The organism is Acidovorax sp. 59 (genome assembly GCF_002754175.1).
GTDB classification, from domain to species: Bacteria; Pseudomonadota; Gammaproteobacteria; order Burkholderiales; family Burkholderiaceae_C; genus Acidovorax; species Acidovorax delafieldii.
In genome coordinates, this window is sequence record NZ_PEET01000001.1 from 2,174,326 (window position 1) to 2,199,741 (window position 25,416).

The following is a 25,416-nucleotide window of genomic DNA, read 5'->3' on the forward strand; positions in this document are numbered from 1 at the left end:
AGATGACAGATGCCATGACCGCCAGCCTGTTCGACGACCCACCCCAGCCTGCCAGGCCACCCGAGGTGCTGGAGCCCGGCGCCCTGGTGCTGCGCGGCTTTGCGCTGGCGCAGGCGGCGGACTTGCTGGCTGCGGTGCAGCAGATCACCGCCCAGGCGCCCTTCAGGCACCTCGTCACTCCCGGCGGCCTGACCATGTCGGTGGCCATGACCAACTGCGGCGCGCTGGGCTGGGTGAGTGACCGCAGCGGTTACCGCTATGACCCCACTGACCCACAGACCGGCCAGCCCTGGCCCGCCATGCCGCCGCTGTTTCGCCAGCTGGCGCTCGATGCAGCGCAGGCCGCAGGCTTTGCCCACTTTGCGCCCGACGCCTGCCTCATCAACCGCTATGCCCCCGGCACACGCCTGTCACTGCACCAGGACCGCGACGAAGGCAACTACGCCCACCCCATCGTGTCGGTGTCGCTGGGTGTTTCGGCGATGTTTCTGTGGGGTGGTGCGCAGCGGGCGGACAAGACCCGCCGTATTGCGCTGCTGCACGGCGACGTGGTGGTCTGGGGTGGGCCTGCGCGCTTGCGGTTTCATGGGGTGCTGCCCTTGCCCGAAGCACACCACCCGCTGACGGGTGCACACCGCATCAACCTCACCTTCAGAAAGGCCGGTTGAAGTCGCCCGAGCCACCCTGTTGAACTCAGCGCGCGGCGTAGCCGGTCCAGCCACCAATGGATGCCAGCAGCTTGTCGGCCTGGGCACGCCCCTTCAGGTCCTGGGCGATGGTGATCTGCCGCCCGCCCCGCAGCTCGGCCACGATGCGGAAATATACCTGGCGGTTGCCGTTGCTTTCGACCGTGTAGCTCTCCACCACCCGCAGCCGGGCAATGTCGTGCGGGGGCACCTGGTGCCAGCGCAGCATCAGGCCCAGCAGGCGCCGCTCGGTGCGCAGGCCGGTGTGGTCCAGCTGCACGCGCAGGCTGTTGGCGATGGCGTAGAAGCTGGCCAGCAGCACCACACCGCCCACACCACCAAACAGCAGGCGGAACAGCCACGGCGCCACATCGCCCGATGATTCCTGCTCCCAGGGCACCAGCGCCCCGACGGTCAAAAACACAGCCCCCACCAAGGCCAGCGCCAGCTTGAGGCCCCACCATCGGCCCGCCGGAAAGTACATGGCCACCCCGCCGGGCGTGCGCTCCACCCGCCCGGGCATGCCTGCCGCCAGCGACTGGGCGCTGCTGCCCGCACGGTCCTGCGCGGCCCGGGCTGGGCGCAGCACATGCACCAGCAGGCCCACGCCCACGCCGCCAAACACCACCACAAACACCATCTTCAGGGCCAGCAGGCCGGGCCGCAGGCTGCGGTCAATGACGGCGTCCGCAGGATCGGACGGACTGACCCAGGCCTGAACGGGCATGCCATCGCGCAGTGCCTGCTCCAGCCGCGCACCCAGCGCTTCCTGAAAATCGCCCACGTTGTCGCCACCACCGCTGATCGCCACGCGCTCGCCCTGGTACTCACGGCCCGCCACCTGATAGCGGTAGGTGGCCTTGACGGTGTAGGAGCTGGATTTGCTGCTGCGGCTGGTTTCCAGCCGCGCAGCCACCAACGTGGCCGGAACGGGTTGCCACCACTGCATGCGCGCCCAGTCGTACAGCGTGGGCAGCACACTGAGCAGCAGCATGCCCACACCCACGGCTGCAAATGGCAGGGCAAACAGGCCCAGCAGCCAGCCCCCAGCGCGCTTGCCGCCACGGGCAGCCGGGTCGCGTGCACCCTGCGCATGGGTTGAGGAAGAGCGTTTGGTCATGGACAAAGTTCAGGGCAAATAAGACAACAAACCGACGCGGTAATGGACCTGGTGAGTGCCGCCCCATGCGGCCTGGACCGGTGCGACCAGCCTTGCACGGTCAGATTCTGCGGTGCGTCCCCGGGCTGCGCAATCTGCCATGCGGACAGCAGGCCATTTCAACGCGTTGGCAGCCGATTTATGGTGTTTTTGGGCTCTTCTAGCGAATGCTAGTGACGCCTTGACTCCCCATAGCCGCCTCCAGCACCAGTGCGGGCTGCGGCCCCATGGGGCCTGATCGGTCCAACATCCTGAACCAGCCCAGGTACGAATCAAGGTATTTCGTTGCAACGCCCTTGAAGCGCTGCATCCACCCGCGCAGCCTGCTGACATAGGCATTGACGTTTTGAACATGCCAGGGGCCTCTCACACGCCTACCCCGGCTCACGTTCACCGCCTGGTGCTGCACGCCCAGGGCCCGCGCAGCGCTGGCCAGTGTGACGCTGCCGTCGGTGCATAGGATGGTGTCTGGTGGCAGCAAGGGTTTGAGTGCAGTTTGCACACTCACCGCTTGGTTCGTCTGCAGGATGAGGTTGGCCGTTGCTCCGGCCCGGTCTCGCGCCATCAGCACCGGGGTGTATTCCAAGCCCTTGCAGCCAGCCAGCGCCTTACCGCCGCGTCGGCGAGGACGACGCAGCAAGCCTCTGTGTCCCTTGCAGGAGGCCAGGAAGTAAGACTCATCGGCCTCGGCGATGCCCACAAGCTGGCGTGCCTGCACGCTCTTGGGGCAGGCCAGGAAGCGGTGGCGCCAGCGAAAGGCGGTGCTTTGCGCCACACCCAGGCGCAGGGCCACCTGGTTGAGTGAGAGTCCTTCGCTCAAGACCTGCGCCTGGCCCATCCACTTATCCCGCAGATGCAGGCGTGCCAGCGGTGTTCCAGTCAAGGCGTTGAAGGTGCGCGCGCACTGGCGGCACTTGAAGCGTTGCAGCCCGTTGGCCGAGCCATTCTTGACAAGCTGCGGGCTGCCGCAGTGCGGACAGGTTCGGTGGGCGCTGCCATGTGCTTCTACAACGGCGATGGCTTGACTGTGATCGAGCAGCGCCTGCAGGCAGCTTGCCAGTTGCTGGCGCTGGTGGTGCGTCAGCTGGGGCAGGCTGTGGATCAAGCGCGTCATCTGTTGCTGTCGCATGGCCTTCTCCTGGGGCAGACGCAAGCGCGTCATGCTGGGGAGATGGGGGCGTAGCGCTACGGTTAAAGACTCATCACTAGCATTCGCTAGAAGAGCCTGTTTTTGGCAACAAGCGCCAGTGGAACATGCCTGGATAGCTATCACATAGATAGCAGTTCACTGTCTGTGACTTGGGTTGCGGCGCCCGCCACCACCCGCGGCATCTTTGACAGAATGCGTCCATGGTCACCGCTCCCGCCCCTTCACACCCTTCGCACGCCGCCGCGGGCCGCCCGGCCCAGTTCTGGCTCATGAAGTCCGAGCCGGACGAGTGCTCCATCGACGACGCTCTGGCCGCGCCCAAAGCCACCGTCCCCTGGACCGGCGTGCGCAACTACCAGGCCCGCAACTTCATGCGCGATGCGATGCAGGTGGGCGACGGCGTGCTGTTCTACCACTCCAGCTGCCCCGAGCCCGGCATCGCCGGCCTCGCCCGCGTGGCCAGCGGCACCCGCCCCGACCCCACGCAGTTCGACCCCACATCGCCCTACCACGACCCCAAATCCCCGGCAGACAACCCCCGCTGGCTGCTGCTGGACGTGCAGGCGCTGCGCAAGACGCGGCTGATCAGCCTGGCCGAGCTGCGCGCCCACCCGGCGCTGGCGGAGATGCGGGTGTTGCAAAAAGGCAGCCGCCTGTCCATCACACCGGTAGAGGCGTCTGAGTGGGGCTACATCACCGAAGTGCTGATGCAGGGCGACTGATGGCCGTTGGTGCAGCTGGTGAGCGGCGGCCCAAGAACGGTCACAAGCTGCGCTCGGCCGACACATGCCCCTTGTCGGCGTACATGGCCTGGTCCGCCGCACGCAGCAGCTCGAACGTGGTGGTGCCATCACGGGGGTAAAGGGCGGTGCCGACGGCGGCCGACACGCTCACCACGCGGCCCTCACCCAGATCGATGGGCTGCTCGATGGCCGCCATCACCCGGCGCAGCGCCTGGTCCACCTCGGCCGGGTCCTTCACGGCGGTGAGCACCAGCACAAACTCGTCCCCACCGATGCGGGCCGCCGTGTCGTTGCCCCGCACCTGCTTCAGCAGGCGGCGGGCGGTGACCCTGAGCACCTCGTCGCCCATGTCGTGCCCGTAGCGGTCGTTGATGGGCTTGAAGCCGTTGAGATCGAGATAACACACTGCCGCCTGGGTCTGGGTGCGGTCGCTCAGGGCAAAAGCCTGGGCCATGCGGTCGGCCAGCAGCAGCCGGTTGGGCAGGTGCGTGAGCCCATCGTGGAAGGCGATGTGCTCCACCTGCTCCTGGTACTGCTTCATGGCGGTGATGTCCTGCATGAGCCAGAGCGACTCGCCCTGCCCCTCCAGCAGCACACCGTTGACGTCGATCCACACCATCTCGCCCGTCACCCGGCGCATGCGGCGCTGCTGCCGGTAGTGCTGACCCGAGGCCAGCACCGCGTAGGCGTCGCGGCCAAAGGCCAGAAAGTCCTCCTGGTCCACGTACATCTCTTCCGTCGTGCGCCCCTGTAGCGTGCCGGGCGCATAACCAAAGATGCGCTCCAGCGCGGGGTTGCGCCAGACGATGACACGGTCCTTGACCTTGGCGATGCCGATCAGGTCGTTGTCCAGCATCGCCTGCTGCTCCAGGTTCAGCGTGTGCAGCTGCTGGCGCGCGGCGTGCAGCTCGCTCACGTCGTACATGATGGAGCGGCTCATCACATAGTCGCCCTGCGCATCGAGGATGGCGGTGGACGACACGCTCACCCGCCGCTGGACGCCGCCACGGCCACACAGGTTGAACTCCAGCGGTCCGATCTTGCCGGTCTGCAAGAACACCGGAAAACACGCGGTGAACAGTGCCTTGCCTTCGTCATCAAAAAAGTCCGCGGGGCCCAGCTTGCCGATGACCTCCTCGCGCGGCAGGCCGAGCCACTGCAGGGTGAGCAGGTTCAGGTGCACATATTTGCCCTGGCCGTCCAGCGCGTAGTACCCGCAGGGCGCGTGGTCATACAGGTCCTGGAATTGTTCTGAGGCCTGTGCCAGCTCGGCCTCCAGTTGGCGGCGCTCGGTGATGTCGCGCCCCACAGACTGCCATTCCACCAGCTGCCCGGAATCGTCAAACAGCGCACGGTTGCTGAACTGGCACCAGCGGATGGAACCATCGCCCGACACCACGCGGTTTTCGATCACCACCAGCGGATTGCGAGGGTGGATGGCGGCGAGCTTCTGTGTGACCAAGGGCAAATCATCCGGGTACACGATGGGCGACCATACCCGCCCCAGCACATCCTCGCGGCGCAGATGAAAGAGCCTGCAGAACGCATCGTTCACAAACGTCATGCGGTTGTCGGCATCAAAGCGGCAAATGATCTCGGTCTGGTCTTCGAGAATCGACAGGTAGCGCTGCTCGCTTTGCTGCAGGGCCTGGGTGCGCTCGATCACGCGATGCTCCAGCTCGGCGTTGGCCTGCTCCAGCGCGGCCTTGCCATCTATCAGGCCCTGGGTCATGTTCTGCAGGGCGGAGCGCAGATGCTGGAACTCCACCGTGTCCATTTCAAAATCAAGCGCCGCCACCTGGCCCGAGGCCTGCACTTGGCGTGCTGCCTCGGCCAGCCGCTCCACGGGCTGGCTAAAGCGCCGCGCCGCCCAGTAGGCCAGAGCCACCAGCAGGGCCGCCATCAGCCCCAGCAGCAGCGCGAGCAGCGTGTGCAAGCGGTTGATGGGCGCAAGCGCCATCTCCAGCGGCTGCCGCGTGACCAGCATCCAGCCCAGGTCCGTGACCGTCTGTGCGCGTACCGGCACCACGGCAGTCAGGTAGGTCTCCTTGGGGTCATCGCCCCAGGACATGACCTGGAACGTACCCTGCGACGGAAGGATGGGCAGCGCCGCACGGGCCTGCTCGACCGCGCCTGCGGTGTTGATGACGCCATCCTTGTTCACCAGCAGAACCTCCAGCCCGCCTGTCATCGGGGACTGCGGTGTGGCGCGGCGAATGATGTCCTGCACCCAGGCCCAGTTCACATGGGCCGACACCACGCCTTTGAGTACCGAGTCCTGTCCCCGGACGGGCGACGCATAGTCCATGAACCGCAGAGGCACCGGGCTGCCGGGTGCGCGCAGCAGTTTATCCAGCAACACCGCATCGTGGGCATCGCCCACATAGGGTCCTTGCTGGCCCGCGCTGAACCAGGGGCGCTGCGACACGTTTTGTCCCCGCAGCAGGTTGCCGGTGGACACCTGCACCACGCCCTGCGCGTCGGTCACGCCAATCCATGAGTAAAACGGGTAGGACTGGCGGATTTGCTCCAGGTGCGCCTGCAGTTGGGGTGCGTAGCCGTCGTCACGGGTCAGCATGGGCAGGTAGCTGAGCAACGCGATCTCGCGCTCACGCTCTTGCATGCCCTGGGCCAGCGCCAGCGCGATGGGCTGGCTGGCACTGACCAGTGATTGGCCACTCAGCTCGGTCAGGTGCCGCGTCAGCACCTGGTCGGCCACCAAGCCAATCGCCAACCCCGCCAGGACGGCCGTACCGCCAAACAGCAAGGTCAGCCGCGAGCGTGTGGTCTGCAGCCATGAAGACACAGCAGGCATCAGGGTCATGAGGCAGCGGGCATTTCAGTGTTTGACAGCCGTCGATTCTGGCATCGAAAGCGCTGTGCAAGTCGCCGCCCGGCAACGCTGCAGGGTGGTAGAAACCCGTTCGGTGACGCGCCCTGCTTCGCTGCCAGTGCCGCTGCCTCTATGCTGCCCCCATGACCGCTGCCAAAACCCTGCTGATCGTCTACCACTCCCACACCGGCGGCACCCGGCAGATGGTGGACGCGGCCTGCGCAGGCGCAGCAGCGGCCGATAGCGGTGTGGCGGTGCGCTTGCTGCACGCGCCACAGGCCCAGGCCGCCGATGTGCTGGCGGCGGACGGCTATCTGTTTGCCACCCCAGAAAACCTTGCAGCTGTCAGCGGCCTGCTCAAGGATTTTTTTGACCGCACCTACTATGCGGCGCTCGACCAGATCAATGGCCGCCCCTACGCCACCCTGGTCTGCGCTGGCAGCGACGGAACCAATGCCGCCCGCCAGATCGCACGCATCGCCACGGGCTGGCGTCTGCGGCCCGTGGCGGACCCGCTGATTGTCTGCACCCACGCGCAAACGCCCGAAGCCATCCTGGCCCCCAAACAGATTGCATCGGCCGACCTGGAGCGCTGCCGGGCGCTGGGTGAGGCCATGGCGGCAGGGCTGGGGATGGGGGTGTTCTAGAACAGGCTCTCAGGCCGGCGCCACCAGCTCGGGCGCCTGGTACACCAGCACCTTCAGCGCCCGCTCCGGCTCCACATCGGCAAACACGAGTGGATTGGCCACGCGCTCCACAAACCGCAGATCGGGCGCCAGCTCCTGCATCTGGTCCTGCAAGAAGGCCAAGTCCAGCTCGGGCGCATTGAGGCACAACAGCGCGTGGCCGCCGGGGGCCAGCAGGTCGGGCAGCCGGCGCATCAGGCGGGCGTAGTCCTTGGTGGCGACAAAGCTGCCCTTCTGGTAGCTGGGCGGGTCCACGATGACCAGGCCGTAAGGGCCGCTGCGGTTGATCTTGCCCCAGCTGCTGAAGATGTCGTGCGGCAAGAAGGCGGCGCCCGTGGTGATGCCGTTGAGCTGGTGGTTCTGCTGCCCGATGCCGATGGCGCCGTGGCTCATGTCCACGTTGACCACCTGTTTGGCGCCCGCCTGCAGTGCCACCACCGAAAACGCGCAGGTGTAGGCAAACAGGTTCAGCACCTTGAGACCATAGCGGTCTGCACTGCGCGCTGCGGCGTAGTTGCGCACCCATTGGCGGCCTGCGGCCATGTCCAGAAACAGGCCGTGGTTCTGGCCGCGCAGCACATGCGCGCGGTAGCGCACGCCCGCTTCGGTGACCACATGGGGGTCGGGCACCGCACCTGCCATCAGGCGTGTTTCGCTGCGCCCCTCGATGCGCAGGGCCTCGCCCCGGTGCTGGAAGACCCAGTTCAGCGGCTGGCCTTCGGGCGCAATCTGGGACCAGCGTGCCTGCAGCGCCTCGCCGACGGTCGCCAGTTCAGCGTCGCTGGCCGGCGCAAAGCTCGTCAGCACGAACACTGGCGGATACGCATCCAGCACCCACTGCTCGCAGCCCGGAAACAGCCCACCCCGGCCGTGGAAGACGCGCTGGGCGTCGCTGGGCAGGGGCATGGAGGCAATGGCGTCGAGCAGGGCTTGCATGGAGAAAAGGGCTGGCAATAAACAATTTCAGAATCAAAACGGCATGATGCGCTAGTCCAGCATGCCTGGGCAGCTATTGATTCAATAGCAATGCAGCATTATCGCCGCCAGCGCTGGCGCAGACACCCACCAGCGACAGCGAATTGCCGTGGGCCCGGCTACACCGGCCCGTCGGTGCCAAGCAGCCCCTGCCGCCCCAGCCACTGCTTGCGCGATGTGCGCAGCTTGAAGCGCTGGCGGTACGCCCCTGGCGTCACCCCGGCCACGCGAGTGAACACCTTGCGAAAACTGCCCGTGTCGTTGTAGCCGCATTGCTGCGCCACATCGTCCACCGTGAGGTAGGTGGTCTGCAGCAGCGCCTGGGCCTGGGCAATGCGCAGCCGGTGAAGGTAGTCCTGCGGTGTTTCTCCATGCACCTGGGCAAACCAGCGCAGCAAGGTGCGTGGGCTGGTGGCCGCTGCGCGGGCCGTGGCCTGCAAGCTGTAGGGCTCGTTGCGGTGGTCCTGCAGCCAGCGCCGTGCCTGCTCCAGCGCGCCCGCAGCCAGCGGGTGGCCCGTAGGGGTCTCCATGGCGGTGGTGGCGGTCAGCTGGCGCTGCGGGTCAAACAGCAGCGCGTGCGATGCGGCCTGCGCCAGCTCGGCCGCCGGTGTCTGGGCCAGCAGGTCCAGCATGGCTGCCAGGGTGTCCTGCAGGGATGCGGTGGTCCACAGGGCACCGTCACGCTGCCAGGTTCGTTCCCGCTGCCAGGCCATCTCGGGCACATCGGCCGTCCTTGCCCCACTCTCGCTGGACTGCAGCACGATGGACGGCGCAAACACCCACGGCAGCGCCGCCTTGCGCCCAGCCAGCAAGCCACAGTGCGCCAGCACGCTGGACCCGTTGAACAGCGCAGCCACCAGCCCGCCCCGCTGCAGGTGGCCCTGCAGCATGGCGCCAAAGTGCTCGCTGTAGCGCCGACTGATCTCACGCAACTGCGGCCCGGTAGGGACCAGCTAGCCGGGGATGACGACCACATCCAGCGGCTCCGAGCCCAGTTCCGCGCCGGGCACTGGTGGTGGGGTGGCGTCGCGCTCGTGCGGCATCTGCAGCCACAACCAGCGCACCACGGGCTGCGCGCCCCCGGGGCGCATAGCCGCCAGCATGTTCATGGCGCGCAGGGCGTCCACCGCAGCGGCGGCGGTGCTGGCAATGCTGCCGTGCCCCCAGAGGATGCCCACGTTCAGGCAGGACGGCAGTGCAGTGTTGGCAGAGGGCATGGTGGCGATCTTGCCACCCTTTGTGGCCAAAGCGCCACCGCTTCGCGGTGTTACCGGGCAGTAGCATGACCGTGCGACGACAGCGCCCCGCAGCCATTGCCCTGCGCTGCGGGCCCACACAAACGGAGACACCCACCCATGCACGAACCCTCAACCCATCGCGGTCTCTCGATGGCCCTGACCACCCTGGCCGCGGCCTGCACCGCCCTCTTTCTGGCGGGCTGCGCCAGCCAGCCAGGCGCTGCACGCGCAGATCGCAGCGTGACCATTGAGCGCACCACCTACGGCATTCCGCACATCACCGCGAACGACCCCGAATCGCTGGCCTACGGCGTGGCCTATGCCTACGCGCAAGACAACGTCTGCATGACGGCCGACCAGCTCGTGACCGCGCGCGGCCAGCGCAGCAGCACCTTCGGCGCCCAGACCATCGGGCTGCTGGGCCGCCGCCACATCCCCAACGCGCAGATCGACCTGTTCGTGGCCGCCCACATGGACGACGCCATGCTGGAGCGCGCCTGGGCCAAGACCAGTGCCGAAACGCAGGCCCTGGCGCGTGGTTATGTGGCGGGCTACAACCGCTTCCTGGCCGACAACGCTGCCACCCTGCCCGATGCCTGCCGGGGCAAGCCCTGGGTGCAGCCCATGACCATGGCCCAATACCGCCGCATGGCCGAGGTGGTGGCCGTGCAGGCTGGTATTGCCGCGCTGGCCGATGGCATGCTGGGCGCCCAGCCGCCCGCCGCCAAGGCCGCGCAGGCGCCCGCCTCTGCAGTGAACCTGGCCGATGCCGCGCAGGCGCTGCGCGACGTGGGCCTGCTCGACTCGCCCCTGGGCTCCAACGCCTGGGCCTTTGGCAAGGATGTGACGGCCAGCGGCAGCGGCATGCTGCTGGGCAACCCGCACTTCCCGTGGAGCGGCCCCAACCGTTTCTATGAAATGCACCTGACCATACCCGGCCAGATGGACGTGATGGGCGTGGGCATTGGCACCTACCCCATGGTCTCCATCGGCTTCAACAAGGACGTGGCCTGGTCGCACACGGTGTCCACCGGCAAGCGTTTCACCTTCTACGAAGTGACGCTGGCCGAGGGCGACCCCACCACCTACCTGGTGGACGGCAAGCCCGAGAAGATGACCGCCCGCAAGGTCAGCGCCCAGATCCCCGGCCCGGACGGCAAGCTGCAGACGCAAGAGCACACGGTGTGGTCCACCCGCTGGGGCCCGCTGGTGGTGGTGCCCCGCGCGGGCCTGACCTGGAACGCCAAGACCGCCTACGCCCTGCGCGACGCCAACACTGGCAACACCCGCATGATGGACGCAGCCCTGGCTTTTGCCCGCGCCCGCTCGGTGCAGGACCTGCACAAGGCGCACGCCAACCTGGGCCTGCCCTGGGTGAACACGCTGGCCGCCGACCGCAGCGGCCAGGCCATGTATGCCGACGTGAGCGTGGTGCCCGATGTGGATGCCGCCCAGCTCGCCCGCTGCGCACCCAGCCAGCCCGCCGCCGCGCTGCGCGCCGCTGCCGGCCTGGTGGTGCTGAACGGATCACGCGCTGACTGCGACTGGCGCCGCGACAGCGCATCGCCCGTGCCGGGGCTCATCCCCATCGGCCGCATGCCCGTGGCCTTCCGCACGGACTGGGTGCACAACAGCAACGACAGCTTTGTCTACACCCACCCCGGCCAGAAGTTTGAGGGCATCTCGCCCCTGGTGGGCGATGCCAGCCTGACCCGGCCACGCACCCGCGCCGGTCTGGCCGAGATTCCTGAAATGCTCGGCCGGGGCAAGGTCACGCTGCAGGCCATTCAGGGCCAGTTGTTTGAGAACCGCAACTTCATGACCCAGGTGGTGGTACCCGACCTGCTGGCCGCGTGTGACAAGGCCCCCACGGCCGAATCCCGTGACGGCTGCGCGGCCCTCAAAGGCTGGGACCGCCGCAACAACGTCGAGGCACGCGGTGCCCATGTGTTCCGCGAGTTCTGGCGCACGGCGCGCAACATCCCCGGCGTGCACCGCGTGCCCTTCGACCCTGCGCAACCCGTGGCCACCCCGGCAGGCCTGAAGATGGATGACGCCGCCACCGCCGCCAAGGTGTGGGAGGCGCTGGACGGCGCCGTCAAGGCCATCCGCACCAGCGGCTACACGCTCGACGCCACGCTGGGCAGCGTGCAGCGCCCCGCCATCACCGAAGAAGCGATTGCGCTACACGGCGGCGAGGAGTTTGAAGGCGTGCTCAACAACCTGGGCCGCCAGGAGCCCGCGCCCATCAACAAGGCAGGCTTGCGCATCGACTACGGCACCAGCTATGTGCAGACCGTGGCCTTCGACGCCAAGGGCCCAGTGGCCCAGGCCATCCTGACCTATGGCCAGTCCACCAACCCCGCGTCGCCCCACGCCAACGACCAGATGCGCGAGTTCTCGGCCAAGCGCTGGCACACCCTGCCCTTCCACCGCGACGACGTGGTGAAGGCGCGCGTGGGCGAGCCGCTGCGGCTGGTGCGGCCTTGAGCGCCTGCGGGCACTGCGCCTTTTTTACAGGGCGGTGCATCGCAGGTGCAAGGCCACATGCTGCAGCAGCATGATGGTCTTGCCGTCCTGGATCGTGCCGTTGGCAATGCCGGCCAGGGCGTCGGCCAGCGGCATCTCGATCACCTCGATGTCCTCGCCCTCTCCCTCCAGGCCGCCGCCGCTGCGGATGCGGTCGCCGGGTTCGTACTCGGCCACGAAAAAGTGCAGCTTTTCCGTCACCGAGCCAGGGCTCATGTAGGCCTCGAACACCTTGCGCGGCTGGCGCACGCGGTAGCCGGTTTCTTCCTCGGCCTCGCGGCGGATGCAGGTTTCGGGGTCGTCGCCATCGAGCAGTCCCGCGCAGGTCTCGATCAGCAGGCCGTCAGCGCAACCGTTGAGAAAGGCGGGCAGCCGGAACTGGCGCGTCAGCACTACGGTGCTGCGACGCGGGTCGAACAACAGCAGTGCGGCGCCATTGCCCCGATCGTAGGCCTCGCGGCTCATCGTCTGCCATTGGCCGTCGCGCCGGCGCAGCGAGCAGGTGACCCTGCGCAGCACGTACCAGTTGTCGGAGAGCACCTGCACATCCAGCAGTTTCACATGCTCGGTGCGGGCGTTCAGCTCAGCGATGGGGACTTCAGGCACAGGGCGGCTCACGCAATGCCCCCCGCCGGCGGGCTTGGGTAGCGACGCACGGCAAGCGCCAGCGCGAATGCAGTGTGGTCAGGTGATGAATGCATGGTTTTGACAAGATTGATTTACGCAATATCATGCACAAACATGCACAAACATGCAAATTCGTGCAATCAATTCGTCTAACCCTTCATGCTGACCACCCAACGCAAACAGCTTCTGCTCGACCGCCTGCGGCGGGACGGCCAGATCGTGGCCAAGGCCTTCAGCGAGGAGCTGGGCATCTCGGAAGACACCGTGCGGCGCGACCTGCGCGAACTGGCTGCGGAGGGCCGCTTGCAGCGCGTGCACGGCGGCGCCCTGCCCGCTTCGGCCGCAGTGGGCAGCTTGCGGGTGCGTGAGCAACTGGCCCCCGAAGACAAACGCGCCCTGGGCCGCGCCGGGGCCGCGCTGGTGTTGCCCGGCCAGGTGGTGATCCTGGATGGGGGTACCACATCGTTGCAGGTGGTGCAGCACCTGCCGCTGGACTTGCGCGCCACTGTGGTCACGCACAGCCCCACCGTAGCGGTGGCGCTGGCTGGGCACACGCAGGTGGAGGTGCTGGTGCTGGGAGGGCGCTTGTTCCGCCACTCCATGGTGAATGTGGGGGCCAGCGTGGTCGAGGCCGCAGCCCAGTTGCGGGCCGACCTGTACCTGATGGGCGTGACCGGCGTGCATGCCGAGGCCGGTCTGACCACGGGAGATTTTGAAGAAGCCGCTGTCAAACGTGCCCTGCACCAGCGGGCGGCAGAAACGGTGGTGCTGGCTTCGCTTGACAAGCTGGACACGGCATCGCCGTTCAGCGTGGCCCCCTTGCACGAACTGGCCGCGCTGGTGGTGCCTGCCGCCACACCGCAGGCACTGCGCAAAAAGCTGCAGGCCGGTGGCGCCAAGGTGGAGATCGCAGCAGCCTGATCAGGCCATCAGACAGTAACGGCGCCAGCGCCCTGGCGCAGGTGCGCGACCAGCGCCGCAGCAAAGCCCGTCAGCACCGCCCCCTTGCGCACGCAGATCTGCAGGTCGCGCTGCGCCCAGGGCTCGCCCAGCTCGACCAGCACCGGCGGCTCGCTCAGGCCCGCCACCTGCAGGGCCGCTCCCCGGGGCACCAGGCCAATGCCCACGCCCGCCCCCACCATGCGGCACACGGCTTCAAAGCTGCGCACCTGAATGCGCACGTCCAGATGCCGCCCCAGCGCGGCAGCGGCGTTGGTCGTGAAGGTGTGGATGGCCGAGCCCGCGTGCAGCATCACAAAGGCCTGGTCCAGCACCTCGGCAAAACCCACGCGGCCACGCCCTGCCAACGCATGGCCTGCGGGCACGATGAGCACCAGGCGGTCCTGCCGGTAGGGTGACAACTCCACACCCGCGCCCGTGCCACTGTCGGCCAGCACACCCACCTCGATCTCGCCGCTGGCCACTGCGACCACGATCTCTGCGCTGGTGCGCTCCTCCAGGCTCACGCTGACCTGCGGGTGCTGCCTCAGGAAACCCGCCAGGTCGTCGGGCAGAAAGGTGTGCGTGGCATGGGTATTGGCCCACAGGCTCACATGGCCCCGGATGCCGCTGGCAAAGGGCGAGAGGTTGGCATGCATCTGCTCGACGCTGGCCAGCACCTGGCGCGCATTGCGCAGCAGGGCCTCGCCCGCCCGGGTCAGCGCCACGCCCCGGGTCTGGCGCTCGAACAGCGAGGTGTTCAGCGCCTCCTCCAGCCGCCGCAGCCGGTGGCTGGCCGACGACGGCGCAAGATAGGCGCGTGCAGCGCCGCGCGTGAGGTTGCGCTCTTCGGCAATGGCGACAAAAAGGCGCAGATCGATCAAGTCATAGGTCAATGGAGGCCCCTCTCGCGTTCGTTTTTGACGAACGCATGGTTGCGGCAATGCCAATTGTGCCTGCCGTGCGTACAAGGCACTATCGCTGCATCAGTTCATATTGTCACTGCCCCATGTGCACTGCGTTCGTTGTCTTCGCATGGTCTGGCAGTTTCTACCCCACCCCACCCACCATACCCCCATGCCCTGGAAACACTGGTCCGCCGAACGCCTTGGCCTCCTCCTTGCCATCCTGGCAGCGCTGGGCTTCTCGTTCAAAGCCATCTTCGTGAAACTGGCCTACGCGGTGCCCCAGGCTACGCCCGTGGACTCCGTCACCCTGCTGTGCCTGCGCATGGCGTTTTCCGTGCCGGTGTTTGCCTGGGTCGGCTGGCGCGCCAGCCGCGACCTGGCCCCGCTCACCCGGCGCGACTGGCTGCTCGTGATTGCGCTGGGCCTGCTGGGCTACTACGGCGCGAGCATCCTCGACTTCATCGGCCTGCAATACATCACCGCCAGCCTGGAGCGGCTGATCCTGTTCACCTACCCCACACTCACGATCCTGATCGGCGTGTTGTTCATGGGCAAGCGGGCATCCCGGCGTGAGATGGGGGCGCTGCTGCTGTCCTACGCGGGCATCGGCTTGGCCTTCGCGCACGACCTGCACATTGCGGGCGACACGCGCGCCGTGCTCATCGGCGCGGGCTTTGTGTTTGGCTCGGCGGTGTCCTATGCGTTCTACCAGGCAGGCAGCGAGCCCGCCATACGCCGCATGGGCGCGGCACGCTTTACGGCACTCGCGATGCTGGTCTCCACCGGCGCCACGCTGCTGCATTTTGTGGTGTCGCAACCTGCGGGTGCGCTGGTGCAGCCCGCGCCGGTCTACCTGCATGCGCTCGGCATGGCCGTGTTCTCCACCGTGTTGCCCGTGTTCATGACCTCGGCCGCGATCCGCCGCATTGGCGCATCCAAGACCGCGCTGATTGGCACGCTGGGGCCCATCATCACGATCTTTTTTGGCGTCTGGCTGCTGGATGAACCGTTGACCTGGTGGCAGATGGGTGGTGCGGCGCTGGTGCTCGCGGGTGTAATGCTAGTCAGCAAATTCAGCATACAGCCGGGCTTCATGCGCTGGATGGACAGGACTTTTCTGCTCTACAAAAAGTAGCACAGCACTCGTCTCCCACGATCTGCCGATCCACTGCGCTCCAGCGCCCGATGCCAGACGTGGACGCAAAAAAGCCCGCACGGAGCGGGCTTTGAGCGGAAGGCGAAAACCTGTTCAAGCACGCGGAATGGGCGCACCCGAGTTCACGCACAGCGCCATGTTCAGCGCCTTGATCGCAGTCTTGTAGTCCTCGCGTTCGATCACGAACTGCATGTTCACCTGGCGCAGTGTCTGGGACACACAGTTCACGTTGACGCGCGCATCGGCCAGCGCCTGCGCGGCCTTGGCCAGCACGCCAGGGATGCCGATGTTGGAGCCAATGGTGCACACGATCGCGCTGGGCTTGATCGTGACGACCTGGTAGTCCTTCTGCAGCTCGGCCACCAGCTCGGGTGTGACCTGGTTGTCCCACACCAGATGGGCGATGGAGTTGGCGTTGGTGGCCTTGAGGATGTAGCTCACATCGTGCTTGCAGAACACGTTCATTAGGCCCGCATCAAAGCCCACCGTGCCCACCATGCTGGGGTCGTGGATCTCGATCAGCGTGACCTTGTCGGTGCCCGTGACGATCTCCACACGCGCGCGCTCACCCACGAAGTCCTTGGTGATCAGCGTGCCGGGGTGGTCGGGCTCAAAGGTGTTCTTCAGGCGGATGGGGATGCCCGCCAGTTCCATGGGCTTGGCGGCCTTGGGGTGGATGGCTTCCATGCCCACGTCGGCCAGCTGGTCGGCCACGTCGTAGTTGGTGGCGCCCACCACGATGGCGTTTTCCAGGCCCACGAGGTTGGGGTCGGCAGAAGACAGGTGGAATTCCTTGTGGATCACGGCCTCTGCCGGGCGCACTTCCACGGCGATCTTGCTGAAAGTGACTTCGGAGTAGCCCCGGTCAAACTCGCGCATGATGCCTTCGGTGCCCTTGGTGTAGCCGGTGGCCACCACCACCTTGTCGCTCAGGTCCAGGCCCTTGAAGCTGTTGGCAATGCGCTCGTCAATGGTCCAGGCTTCGTTGTCGTCAAAACCGGCCAGATCCATCAGCATGGCGTTGACGCCGTTGACCTTGAGGATTTCGACCGAGTTGAACGCGCTGTGCGACTCGCCAATCGAGGCCAGCACTTCGCGCGCCGCGAGCAACACATCCTTGCGGCTGAGATAGCCGCTGGCCAGCACGTGCTGCATGGCGTTCAGATATTCGCGCGCCTGGCCAATGCGCTGGTCGATGAAGGCATCGGCCACATCCAGCGGCAATCCCAGGTCAGCGTAGCCGGCGTTCAGCTTTTTGAGGCTGACCGCCAGTTGGGTCAACGCATCTTGGTAACCCTTGCCTTCGGCAAACAGGGCATAGATGCCGCGCTCGCCCGTCTTCTTGTGCTCCAGCAGCTGGTTCGTCACACCCGAATAGGCGGACACCACGTAGATCCGGCCGTTAATGCGCTTGGGGTCGTGCAGCACGATGTGGCGCAGCACATCGCCAAAGGCGGTCATCGAAGTGCCGCCGATTTTTTCGACCGAGATCTTGGAGTTTTGAACGTCTTGCATGGACAGGCTCAGGGGAGCAAAAAAGTTGAAAAGCCGGACGGGTGTTCTGCCAAGGGGCTCAGCGGCAGGAAACCCTTTATTTTCCACGACTTTTGGCGGGGCCCTTCCGGGCGGTGCCAGGGGCATCCGTATGCGTTAGAACTGGCGCGTGTTCGGCCGAGACACTGGCACAGGGCCACAAGCGGAGTCACAAGTCTGCAGCCGCAGGAGTCTCGCGGGTTGTTGACAACGGCGTCGCATCCTGCGCGTTCGCCAAACAGCTATTGCGCCAGACGTTGCGCAAGGTATTGCCTCAAACGCGCTTCATTTCCGCTCAAGTCCTGGGTAGTCGATGGCAACATCCACGGAGCTTTTGCTTGAACATGGAGCAGCTGTTCCCTGGTCGGGTCTCCCACCCGTTCGTAAAGGCGCGCAAAGTCCCCAGAATTGGAATCAGCCGTGCCCAAGCCGAACCGGCGCCGCATCACCTCGATCACCAGGCCGTGGGGCGTACGGCTGCCTGCCTCGTCGCGCAGGCCAAGCTCGACGAGCCGCAGCAAAGTGGCATCTGATGCTCCTGACATGAAGTAATTCGGATTGGCACCAACAAAGTCCAGGCCCTGGCCGTTTTGCTGCAACAGGTCAATCTCCAGCCTCTCCAGGCGCTCAATCCGCTCTGTATCCAGATCGAAACCATGCTGAGGGTAGGCCACAGACCACCAGACGGGAATTTCATCACTGCCAGATGTCACCGCACACTGGATCGGCAGGCCTCGGTCAAGAAATGCGCGCAGGGCGATGTCCGGAAAGTCATTTTGGTAAATCGTACGAAGCAAGGCCTGCTGACGCTTGCTGCATCCTGTGGGTGCTGCAGATGGCTGCCGCGCTTCAAAGGCCAGTGTGGCCTGAAGAACCAGCGGTATGCGCTCAGCATAAAAACGCGAGGTATTGCTTCTGAGGCACTCACGCACCAGTGCATCCAGGGCGCCCTCACTCAAGGTGTTGCCGCTGTGCTCGAGCAGATCATTCGCTTTGCTCAGATTTCCCGAGCAAGTGGCACGCACCAACGGGTTTTGGCTGTCAGTGGCAAGGGCATCCGCCAAGCCGTCGCGCGAGCTTGCCAGCTGGCCTCGCGTCCAGGACTGCGCATGGCCAATGGCCAAAAGGGACATCGCCCAGAACAGTGCGACGCCGACCAGGCGCTTCCACGTTCCTTCGCGAGACGCCATCTTCTGCGGCAGCAGAATGAGCGGCACTAGCAGTACAACCGCCAGTACATAGGCTCCCTGCGCCAGCATTACCAACGCTGCCCAGTCCATATCAAGCCCAGCAGCCACTTGTTCGGCCAGCTTGCCTTGTGCGAACGCCCAAAAAACGATGCACGACGCTGCTAACGGAATGGCGGGGAAAGCCCAGCCCCATACCCGCGAACTGGAATGTCGGTACAACATGAAGCCCATGGCTACCAAACTTGCCGGGGCTCCAACGATGAGACCAATACCAATCCCAATGCCAGAGGGCGCAATCAGCAGACCGAAAGGGAAAAACAGCGCTACGGCACCGATCGACAGTTGAAAGACGTAAAACGCCCAGTAGGCCGGTGCAATCAGGGCGAACAACAGCAACGGCGATAACGCCAGCAGAGCCACTCGATTTCTACTTAGCAGGGCATTCTGAAAAAACCGGAGGATCAAAGACATGTGACTGAGCAGCTTGGCATTTGGGGCACGGGACCATGGCGGTATATGGCCGTTTCAGCGTCATTTCCGGCCGCTGCGAGTATTGCACTCCCTCGCCCTGCTTCTTGCCAATCCGCCCACATGCGAAAAAGCCCGAACTGTTGCCAGTTCGGGCTTGAGCTTGGAGAAATCGGGAAGTACTTTCCTACTTCTTCTGCGGCGGCACATCCGTGCACGAGCCGTGGGCAATCTCCGCCGCCATGCCGATGCTTTCGCCCAGCGTGGGGTGCGGGTGGATGGTCTTGCCGATGTCCACCGCGTCGGCTCCCATCTCGATAGCCAGAGCGATCTCGCCGATCATGTCACCCGCATGCGTGCCGACCATGCCGCCGCCCAGAATCTTGCCGTGGCCATGGGCTTCGGGCGAGTCGTCGAACAGCAGCTTGGTCACGCCCTCGTCGCGGCCGTTGGCGATGGCCCGGCCGGAGGCCGTCCAGGGGAACAGGCCCTTCTTGACCTTGATGCCCTGCGCCTTGGCCTGGTCTTCGGTCAGGCCCACCCAGGCCACTTCGGGGTCGGTGTAGGCAACGCTCGGGATCACGCGGGCGTTGAAGGCGGCAGCGGCCAGCTCCTTGTTGCCTTGCAGTTCACCGGCGATGACTTCAGCCGCCACGTGCGCTTCATGCACCGCCTTGTGCGCCAGCATGGGCTGGCCCACGATGTCGCCGATGGCGAAGATGTGCGGCACGTTGGTGCGCATCTGGATATCGACGTTGATGAAGCCACGGTCCGTCACGGCCACGCCGGCCTTTTCGGCAGCGATCTTCTTGCCGTTGGGGGTGCGGCCCACGGCCTGCAGCACCAGGTCGTAGACCTGCGGCTCGGGGGCGGTGCCGCCCTCTTCTGCCGGGGCGAACGTGACCTTGATGCCTTCGGGCGTGGCTTCGGCACCCACGGTTTTCGTCTTCAACATGATGTTGTCGAAGCGCTTGGCATTCATCTTCTGCCAGATCTTGACGAGATCGCGGTCGGCGCCCTGCATCAGGCCGTCCATCATTTCGACCACATCGAGGCGCGCGCCCAGCGTGCTGTACACGGTGCCCATTTCGAGGCCGATGATGCCGCCGCCCAGAATGAGCATGCGCTTAGGCACTTCCTTCAGCGCCAGGGCGCCGGTGGAGTCGACCACGCGTGGATCGTCGGGCATGAACGGCAGGCGCACTGCCTGGCTACCAGCGGCGATGATGGCCTTCTTGAAGGCGATGACCTTCTTGCTACCCGTCTTCTCTTGCGCGGTGCCGGTGGTTTCTTCCACTTCGAGGTGGTTGGCACCGACAAAGGCACCGTAGCCACGCACGGTGGTCACCTTGCGCATCTTGGCCATGGCGGCCAGGCCGCCAGTGAGCTTGCCGATGACTTTCTCTTTGTGGCCGCGCAGCTTGTCGATGTTGACGGTGGGCGCGCCAAAGTCCACGCCCAGGTCGGCCATGTGGCTGACTTCGTCCATGACGGCCGCAACGTGCAACAGCGCCTTGGAGGGGATGCAGCCCACGTTCAGGCACACGCCACCCAGGGTGGCGTAGCGTTCGACGATGACGACCTTGAGGCCCAGGTCGGCCGCGCGGAAAGCGGCACTGTAGCCGCCGGGGCCGCCGCCGAGCACGAGCACGTCGCAGTCCAGATCAGCGGAGCCAGCAAAGCTGGATAATACTGGATTGATAGCTGCCGGCACATTATTTACCTGCGCTACAGCCGGTTTCTGCTCTGAAACTGCAGGCGCTGGGGATGCGGCAGGCGCTGGAGCGGCTGCGCCTGCACCCTGCACTTCCAGCGTCAGCACCACCGAGCCTTCGGCGATCTTGTCGCCGAGCTTGACCTTGAGTTCCTTGACCACACCAGCGTGACTGGACGGGATCTCCATGGAGGCCTTGTCGGACTCCACGGTGATCAGGCTTTGCTCGGCCTTGATGGTGTCGCCGGGTTTGACCAGCACTTCGATGATGGCCACTTCGGCGAAGTCGCCGATGTCGGGCACCTTGATGTCGATGATTGCCATGGTGTGTCTCGCCCTTTCGTTACATCACGATGCGGCGGAAGTCCGCCAGCAGCGAGGCAAAGTACACGTTGAAGCGCGCAGCAGCGGCGCCGTCGATCACGCGGTGGTCCCAGCTCAGGCTCAGGGGCAGCATGAGGCGCGGTGCAAATTGCTTGCCGTCCCACTTGGGCTCCAGGCTGCTCTTGCACACGCCCATGATGGCGACTTCGGGAGCGTTGATGATGGGCGTGAAGTAACGCCCGCCAATGCCGCCCAGGGAGCTGATGGAGAAGCAGCCGCCGGTCATGTCGGCCGGGCCGAGCTTGCCGTCGCGCGCCTTCTTGGCCAGGTCGCCCATCTCTTGCGAGATCTGGACGATGCCCTTTTGGTCAGCATCGCGGATGACCGGCACAACGAGACCGTTGGGCGTGTCGGCCGCAAAGCCGATGTGGAAGTAGTTCTTCATCACCAGCTGATCACCGTCGAGCGAGCTGTTGAACTCAGGGAACTTCTTGAGTGCGGCCACAGCAGCCTTGATCATGAAGGCGAGCATGGTGACCTTGACGCCACTCTTCTCGTTCTCTTTGTTGAACTGCACGCGGAAGGCTTCGAGGTCGGTGATGTCCGCGTCGTCGTGGTTCGTGACGTGCGGGATGACGACCCAGTTGCGGTGCAGGTTGGCGCCGCTGATCTTCTTGATGCGCGAGAGGTCCTTGCGCTCCACCGGGCCGAACTTGGTGAAGTCCACCTTGGGCCAGGGCAGCAGGTCCAGGCCGACGCCGGAGCCGCCGGATGCCGCAGCGGGCGCCTTGGCGGCCTGGGCCTTGGTCTGCACCGCACCTGCCATCACCTGCTTGGTGAAGGCTGCCACGTCGTCCTGGGTGATGCGGCCCTTGGGGCCGGTGCCCTTGACTTCGTCGATGGGCACGCCCAGTTCGCGGGCAAACTTGCGCACCGAAGGCGATGCATGGGGCAGGCCTGCCGTGGGAGTGCCGGGCTGGTGGGCAGGGACAGCCACCGAGGCGGTGGCAGCGGCGGGTGCTGCGGCTGCCACCGCAGGAGCGGCCACAGCCACTGGGGCTGGTGCCGGCGCAGCGGCCGCAACGGGTGCTGCTACAGGCGCTGCAGCAGCTGCCGTACCTTCAAGCAGAGCCACCAGATCACCAATGTTGACGGTGTCGCCAATCTTGACCTTGAGTTCCTTGAGCACGCCAGCGGCAGGCGACGGGATCTCCATGGAGGCCTTGTCGGATTCGACGGTGAACAGGGACTGCTCGACCTTGATGGTGTCGCCGACCTTGACCAGCATCTCGATGACGGCCACGTCCTTGAAGTCGCCGATGTCGGGCACGCGCACTTCGACCGGGCCAGTGGCCGCAGAGGCTGCGGGGGCTGCAGCAGCAGGAGCTGGCGCAGGTGCCGCCACTGGGGCGGGAGCCGCCGCTGCAGGAGCCGGCGCAGCGGCCGGGGCTGCGGCAGCGCCCGCGTCAGCGGACTCCACCACGGCAATCACCGAGCCTTGTTTGACCTTGTCGCCCAATGCAATCTTGAGTTCCTTGACCACGCCTGCGTGGCTGGATGGGATCTCCATCGATGCCTTGTCCGATTCGACCGTGATGAGCGACTGCTCGGCCTTCACGGTGTCACCCACCTTGACGAGCAACTCGATCACGCCCACTTCGTCGAAGTCCCCGATGTCCGGGACTTGAATGTTGACCAATGCCATTGTTCTGTCTCCGTTCGTTTTATGCGTAGAGCGGGTTGATCTTGTCAGCATTGATGCCGTACTTGGCGATCGCCTCGGCCACCTTGGTGGCGGGCAGCACGCCGTCTTCGCTCAGCGCCTTGAGGGCGGCCACGACGATGTAGTGGCGGTTCACCTCGAAGTGCTCGCGCAGCTTGCTGCGGAAGTCGCTGCGACCAAAACCGTCGGTGCCCAGCACCTTGTAGTTGCGGCCACCCTTGGCCGAGCTCTGCACAAAGGGACGGATCTGCTCTGCATAGGCCTTCATGTAGTCGGTGGATGCGACCACGGGGCCGGTGCTGCTGCCCAGTTGCTGCGCCACAAACGGCACGCGCGGGGTTTCCAGCGGGTGCAGCAGGTTCCAGCGGTCCACGTCCTGGCCTTCACGGGTGAGTTCGTTGAAGCTCGGGCAGCTCCACACATCGGCCTGCACGCCCCAGTCGGCGGCCAGCAGGGTTTGGGCGGCCAGCGACTCGCGCAGGATGGTGCCCGAACCCAGCAGTTGCACGCGCTTGTCACCCTCGGCGCCGGGCTTGCACAGGTACATGCCCTTGATGATCTGCTCTTCCGTGCCTTCCACGAGGCCCGGCATCGGGTAGTTCTCGTTGAGCAGCGTGATGTAGTAGAAGACGTTTTCCTGCTGCTCGACCATGCGCTTGAGACCACGGTGCATGATCACCGCCACTTCGTGGGCAAAGGTGGGGTCGTAGCTCACGCAGTTGGGGATGGTGTTGGCCAGGATGTGGCTGTGACCATCTTCGTGCTGCAGGCCTTCACCGTTGAGCGTGGTACGGCCCGAGGTGCCGCCCAGCAAGAAGCCACGGGCCTGCATGTCTCCCGCAGCCCAGGCCAGGTCGCCAATGCGCTGGAAGCCGAACATCGAGTAGTACACGTAGAACGGCACCATGATGCGGTTGTTGGTGCTGTAGCTGGTGGCAGCAGCGATCCAGCTGGCCATGCCGCCGGCTTCGTTGATGCCTTCCTGCAGGATCTGGCCAGCCTTGTCTTCCTTGTAGTACATCACCTGGTCGCGATCGACCGGGGTGTACAGCTGGCCCTTGGGGTTGTAGATGCCGATCTGGCGGAACAGGCCTTCCATGCCGAAGGTGCGGGCCTCATCCACCAGGATGGGCACCACACGCGGCCCCAGGGCCTGATCGCGCAGCAGTTGCGTGATGAAGCGCACGTAGGCCTGGGTGGTGGAGATTTCGCGGCCTTCGGCCGTGGGCTCCAGGATCGCCTTGAAGGTCTCGATGGCGGGCACGGTGAAGTGTTCGTCCGCCTTGGGGCGACGCTTGGGGAGGTAGCCACCCAGGGCCTTGCGGCGCTCATGCAGGTACTGCATCTCCGGGGTGTCATCAGCCGGTTTGTAGTACGGAATGTCAGCCAGCTGGCTGTCCGGGATCGGGATGTTGAAGCGGTCGCGGATGTACTTGATGTCCTCGTCCGACAGCTTCTTGGTCTGGTGCACGGTGTTCTTGCCTTCACCGGCCTTGCCCATGCCATAACCCTTGACGGTCTTGACCAGCAGCACGGTGGGCTGGTTCTTGTGCTCATTGGCAGCGTGGAAGGCGGCATACACCTTGGCGGGCTCGTGGCCGCCACGGCGCAGTTCGAACACCTCTTCGTCGGTCATGTGCTCGACGAGCTTGAGCGTCTCGGGGTACTTGCCGAAGAAGTTCTTGCGGACAAATGCGCCGTCATTGGCCTTCATGGCCTGGTAGTCGCCGTCCAGCGTTTCCATCATCAGCTGCTTGAGCTTGCCGGTCTTGTCGCGAGCCAGCAAGGCATCCCAGCCATTGCCCCACAGCAGCTTGATCACGTTCCAGCCCGCGCCGCGGAACTCGCCTTCTAGTTCTTGCACGATCTTGCCGTTGCCCCGCACCGGGCCGTCCAGGCGCTGCAGATTGCAGTTGATCACGAAGACCAGGTTGTCGAGGTTTTCGCGCGCGGCCAGGCCGATGGCGCCCAGGGATTCGGGTTCGTCCATTTCACCGTCACCGCAGAACACCCACACCTTGCGGTTTTCGGTGTTGGCAATACCACGGGCGTGCAGGTACTTGAGGAAGCGGGCCTGGTAGATGGCCATCAATGGCCCCAGGCCCATGGACACCGTAGGGAACTGCCAGAACTCGGGCATCAGCTTGGGGTGCGGGTAGCTGGACAGGCCCTTGCCGTCCACTTCCTGGCGGAAGCTGTCGAGCTGCTCTTCGCTCAGGCGGCCCTCGAGGTAAGCGCGCGCATAGATGCCGGGGGCGCTGTGGCCCTGGATGTACAGCAGGTCACCGCCGTGGTCTTCGCTAGCGGCATGCCAGAAGTGGTTGAACCCCGCACCAAACATGCTGGCCACCGAGGCAAACGACCCAATGTGACCGCCCAGGTCGCCGCCGTCGGCAGGATTCAGGCGGTTGGCACGCACCACCATGGCCATGGCGTTCCAACGCATGTAGGCGCGCAGGCGCTTTTCGATGGCGATGTTGCCAGGGCAGTGCGCCTCTTTTTCCGGCTCGATGGTGTTGACGTAACCCGTGTTGGCAGAAAACGGCAGGTCGATGCTGCTCTGGCGGGCGTGTTCAAGAAGTTGTTCCAACAGGAAGTGGGCGCGCTCTGGGCCCTCCTTGTCGATCACGGCGGACAGCGCGTCCATCCATTCACGGGTTTCTTGCTGGTCGGTATCGGAACCGATGCCGAAACCGGCCTGAGGGTCGGGCTGAGCTGACATGCTTTGTCTCCTGTAGGTGTGGCAGCAATTTAGTACGTTGGCTCTAGTTTCGCATATTTTTTCGCAATTTCAAATGGTGCCTATTCATTTCATATTGCAATAATTTGCTGCAG

19 protein-coding genes are annotated in these 25,416 nt (G+C 65.2%); 6 read left to right on the forward strand and 13 right to left on the reverse strand.

Features of this window, described 5'->3' with window-relative positions; genetic code table 11:
* Positions 1 to 14 precede the first annotated feature (14 nt).
* On the forward strand, positions 15 to 668 hold the full coding sequence (alkB, locus tag CLU87_RS09775) for a DNA oxidative demethylase AlkB (RefSeq protein ID WP_099732117.1): 654 nt from the start codon (positions 15 to 17) through the stop codon (positions 666 to 668).
* A gap of 25 nt (positions 669 to 693) precedes the next feature.
* On the opposite strand, the gene CLU87_RS09780 is transcribed toward alkB, so the two are convergent.
* Both CLU87_RS09780 and CLU87_RS09785 read right to left on the reverse strand, forming a co-directional pair.
* Entirely contained in the window at positions 694 to 1,806 is a 1,113-nt protein-coding gene (locus CLU87_RS09780) for a DUF3592 domain-containing protein (RefSeq protein WP_099730324.1), read from the reverse strand.
* A 199-nt stretch (positions 1,807 to 2,005) separates the two neighbouring features.
* Positions 2,006 to 2,974 carry an IS1595 family transposase gene (locus CLU87_RS09785; protein WP_099729449.1) on the reverse strand — a complete coding sequence of 323 codons (969 nt, stop codon included), beginning with the start codon at positions 2,972 to 2,974 and terminating at the stop codon, positions 2,006 to 2,008.
* 221 nt (positions 2,975 to 3,195) lie between these two features.
* On the opposite strand from CLU87_RS09785, the gene CLU87_RS09790 reads away from it, so the two are divergent.
* Positions 3,196 to 3,717 (forward strand): EVE domain-containing protein, encoded by a 522-nt coding sequence (locus CLU87_RS09790; protein ID WP_099730325.1) that lies wholly within the window; start codon positions 3,196 to 3,198, stop codon positions 3,715 to 3,717.
* Positions 3,718 to 3,757: 40 nt separating this feature from the next.
* On the opposite strand, the gene CLU87_RS09795 is transcribed toward CLU87_RS09790, so the two are convergent.
* On the reverse strand, positions 3,758 to 6,562 hold the full coding sequence (locus CLU87_RS09795) for a PAS domain S-box protein (RefSeq protein ID WP_099730326.1): 2,805 nt from the start codon (positions 6,560 to 6,562) through the stop codon (positions 3,758 to 3,760).
* Between the two features lie 152 nt (positions 6,563 to 6,714).
* Between CLU87_RS09795 and CLU87_RS09800 the strand changes: the two genes are divergently transcribed.
* A complete protein-coding gene (locus CLU87_RS09800) occupies positions 6,715 to 7,218 on the forward strand; it encodes a flavodoxin family protein (protein ID WP_099730328.1) in 504 nt (167 codons plus the stop codon).
* 9 nt (positions 7,219 to 7,227) lie between these two features.
* On the opposite strand, the gene CLU87_RS09805 is transcribed toward CLU87_RS09800, so the two are convergent.
* The 3 genes from CLU87_RS09805 to CLU87_RS23505 all read right to left on the reverse strand — a co-directional run bounded on the left by CLU87_RS09805 (position 7,228) and on the right by CLU87_RS23505 (position 9,449).
* Positions 7,228 to 8,193, reverse strand: a complete 966-nt coding sequence (locus CLU87_RS09805; protein ID WP_099730329.1) for a class I SAM-dependent methyltransferase — start codon at positions 8,191 to 8,193, stop codon at positions 7,228 to 7,230.
* 158 nt (positions 8,194 to 8,351) lie between these two features.
* On the reverse strand, positions 8,352 to 9,164 hold the full coding sequence (locus CLU87_RS09810; RefSeq protein ID WP_233193753.1) for a GlxA family transcriptional regulator: 813 nt from the start codon (positions 9,162 to 9,164) through the stop codon (positions 8,352 to 8,354).
* A 21-nt stretch (positions 9,165 to 9,185) separates the two neighbouring features.
* Positions 9,186 to 9,449, reverse strand: coding sequence for a hypothetical protein (locus CLU87_RS23505; protein ID WP_233193754.1), 264 nt, complete (start codon positions 9,447 to 9,449; stop codon positions 9,186 to 9,188).
* Positions 9,450 to 9,587: 138 nt separating this feature from the next.
* Here CLU87_RS23505 and CLU87_RS09815 point away from each other — a divergent pair, with 138 nt between their 5' ends.
* Positions 9,588 to 11,960 carry a penicillin acylase family protein gene (locus tag CLU87_RS09815; protein ID WP_099730330.1) on the forward strand — a complete coding sequence of 791 codons (2,373 nt, stop codon included), beginning with the start codon at positions 9,588 to 9,590 and terminating at the stop codon, positions 11,958 to 11,960.
* 24 nt (positions 11,961 to 11,984) lie between these two features.
* On the opposite strand, the gene CLU87_RS09820 is transcribed toward CLU87_RS09815, so the two are convergent.
* The gene (locus CLU87_RS09820; protein WP_369804340.1) at positions 11,985 to 12,581 is read right to left on the reverse strand and encodes an NUDIX domain-containing protein; all 597 of its coding nucleotides are present in this window, start codon (positions 12,579 to 12,581) and stop codon (positions 11,985 to 11,987) included.
* Positions 12,582 to 12,785: 204 nt separating this feature from the next.
* On the opposite strand from CLU87_RS09820, the gene CLU87_RS09825 reads away from it, so the two are divergent.
* On the forward strand, positions 12,786 to 13,547 hold the full coding sequence (locus CLU87_RS09825; RefSeq protein ID WP_099730331.1) for a DeoR/GlpR family DNA-binding transcription regulator: 762 nt from the start codon (positions 12,786 to 12,788) through the stop codon (positions 13,545 to 13,547).
* 8 nt (positions 13,548 to 13,555) lie between these two features.
* Here the strand turns inward: CLU87_RS09825 and CLU87_RS09830 are convergent, their stop codons facing one another.
* On the reverse strand, positions 13,556 to 14,461 hold the full coding sequence (locus tag CLU87_RS09830; RefSeq protein ID WP_099730333.1) for a LysR family transcriptional regulator: 906 nt from the start codon (positions 14,459 to 14,461) through the stop codon (positions 13,556 to 13,558).
* Between the two features lie 181 nt (positions 14,462 to 14,642).
* Between CLU87_RS09830 and CLU87_RS09835 the strand changes: the two genes are divergently transcribed.
* The gene (locus tag CLU87_RS09835; RefSeq protein ID WP_233193755.1) at positions 14,643 to 15,608 is read left to right on the forward strand and encodes a DMT family transporter; all 966 of its coding nucleotides are present in this window, start codon (positions 14,643 to 14,645) and stop codon (positions 15,606 to 15,608) included.
* Positions 15,609 to 15,722: 114 nt separating this feature from the next.
* Here the strand turns inward: CLU87_RS09835 and CLU87_RS09840 are convergent, their stop codons facing one another.
* The 5 genes from CLU87_RS09840 to aceE all read right to left on the reverse strand — a co-directional run bounded on the left by CLU87_RS09840 (position 15,723) and on the right by aceE (position 25,303).
* Positions 15,723 to 17,144: an aspartate kinase gene (locus CLU87_RS09840; protein ID WP_099730334.1), complete on the reverse strand. Its 1,422-nt coding sequence runs from the start codon at positions 17,142 to 17,144 to the stop codon at positions 15,723 to 15,725.
* Between the two features lie 260 nt (positions 17,145 to 17,404).
* Positions 17,405 to 18,823, reverse strand: a complete 1,419-nt coding sequence (locus CLU87_RS09845; RefSeq protein WP_099730336.1) for a hypothetical protein — start codon at positions 18,821 to 18,823, stop codon at positions 17,405 to 17,407.
* A gap of 184 nt (positions 18,824 to 19,007) precedes the next feature.
* A complete protein-coding gene (gene lpdA, locus CLU87_RS09850; protein ID WP_099730338.1) occupies positions 19,008 to 20,858 on the reverse strand; it encodes a dihydrolipoyl dehydrogenase in 1,851 nt (616 codons plus the stop codon).
* Between the two features lie 19 nt (positions 20,859 to 20,877).
* Complete coding sequence (gene aceF, locus CLU87_RS09855) at positions 20,878 to 22,563, reverse strand: dihydrolipoyllysine-residue acetyltransferase (RefSeq protein WP_099730340.1); 1,686 nt, start codon at positions 22,561 to 22,563, stop codon at positions 20,878 to 20,880.
* A 19-nt stretch (positions 22,564 to 22,582) separates the two neighbouring features.
* Positions 22,583 to 25,303 carry a pyruvate dehydrogenase (acetyl-transferring), homodimeric type gene (gene aceE / locus CLU87_RS09860; protein ID WP_099730341.1) on the reverse strand — a complete coding sequence of 907 codons (2,721 nt, stop codon included), beginning with the start codon at positions 25,301 to 25,303 and terminating at the stop codon, positions 22,583 to 22,585.
* Positions 25,304 to 25,416 lie beyond the last annotated feature (113 nt).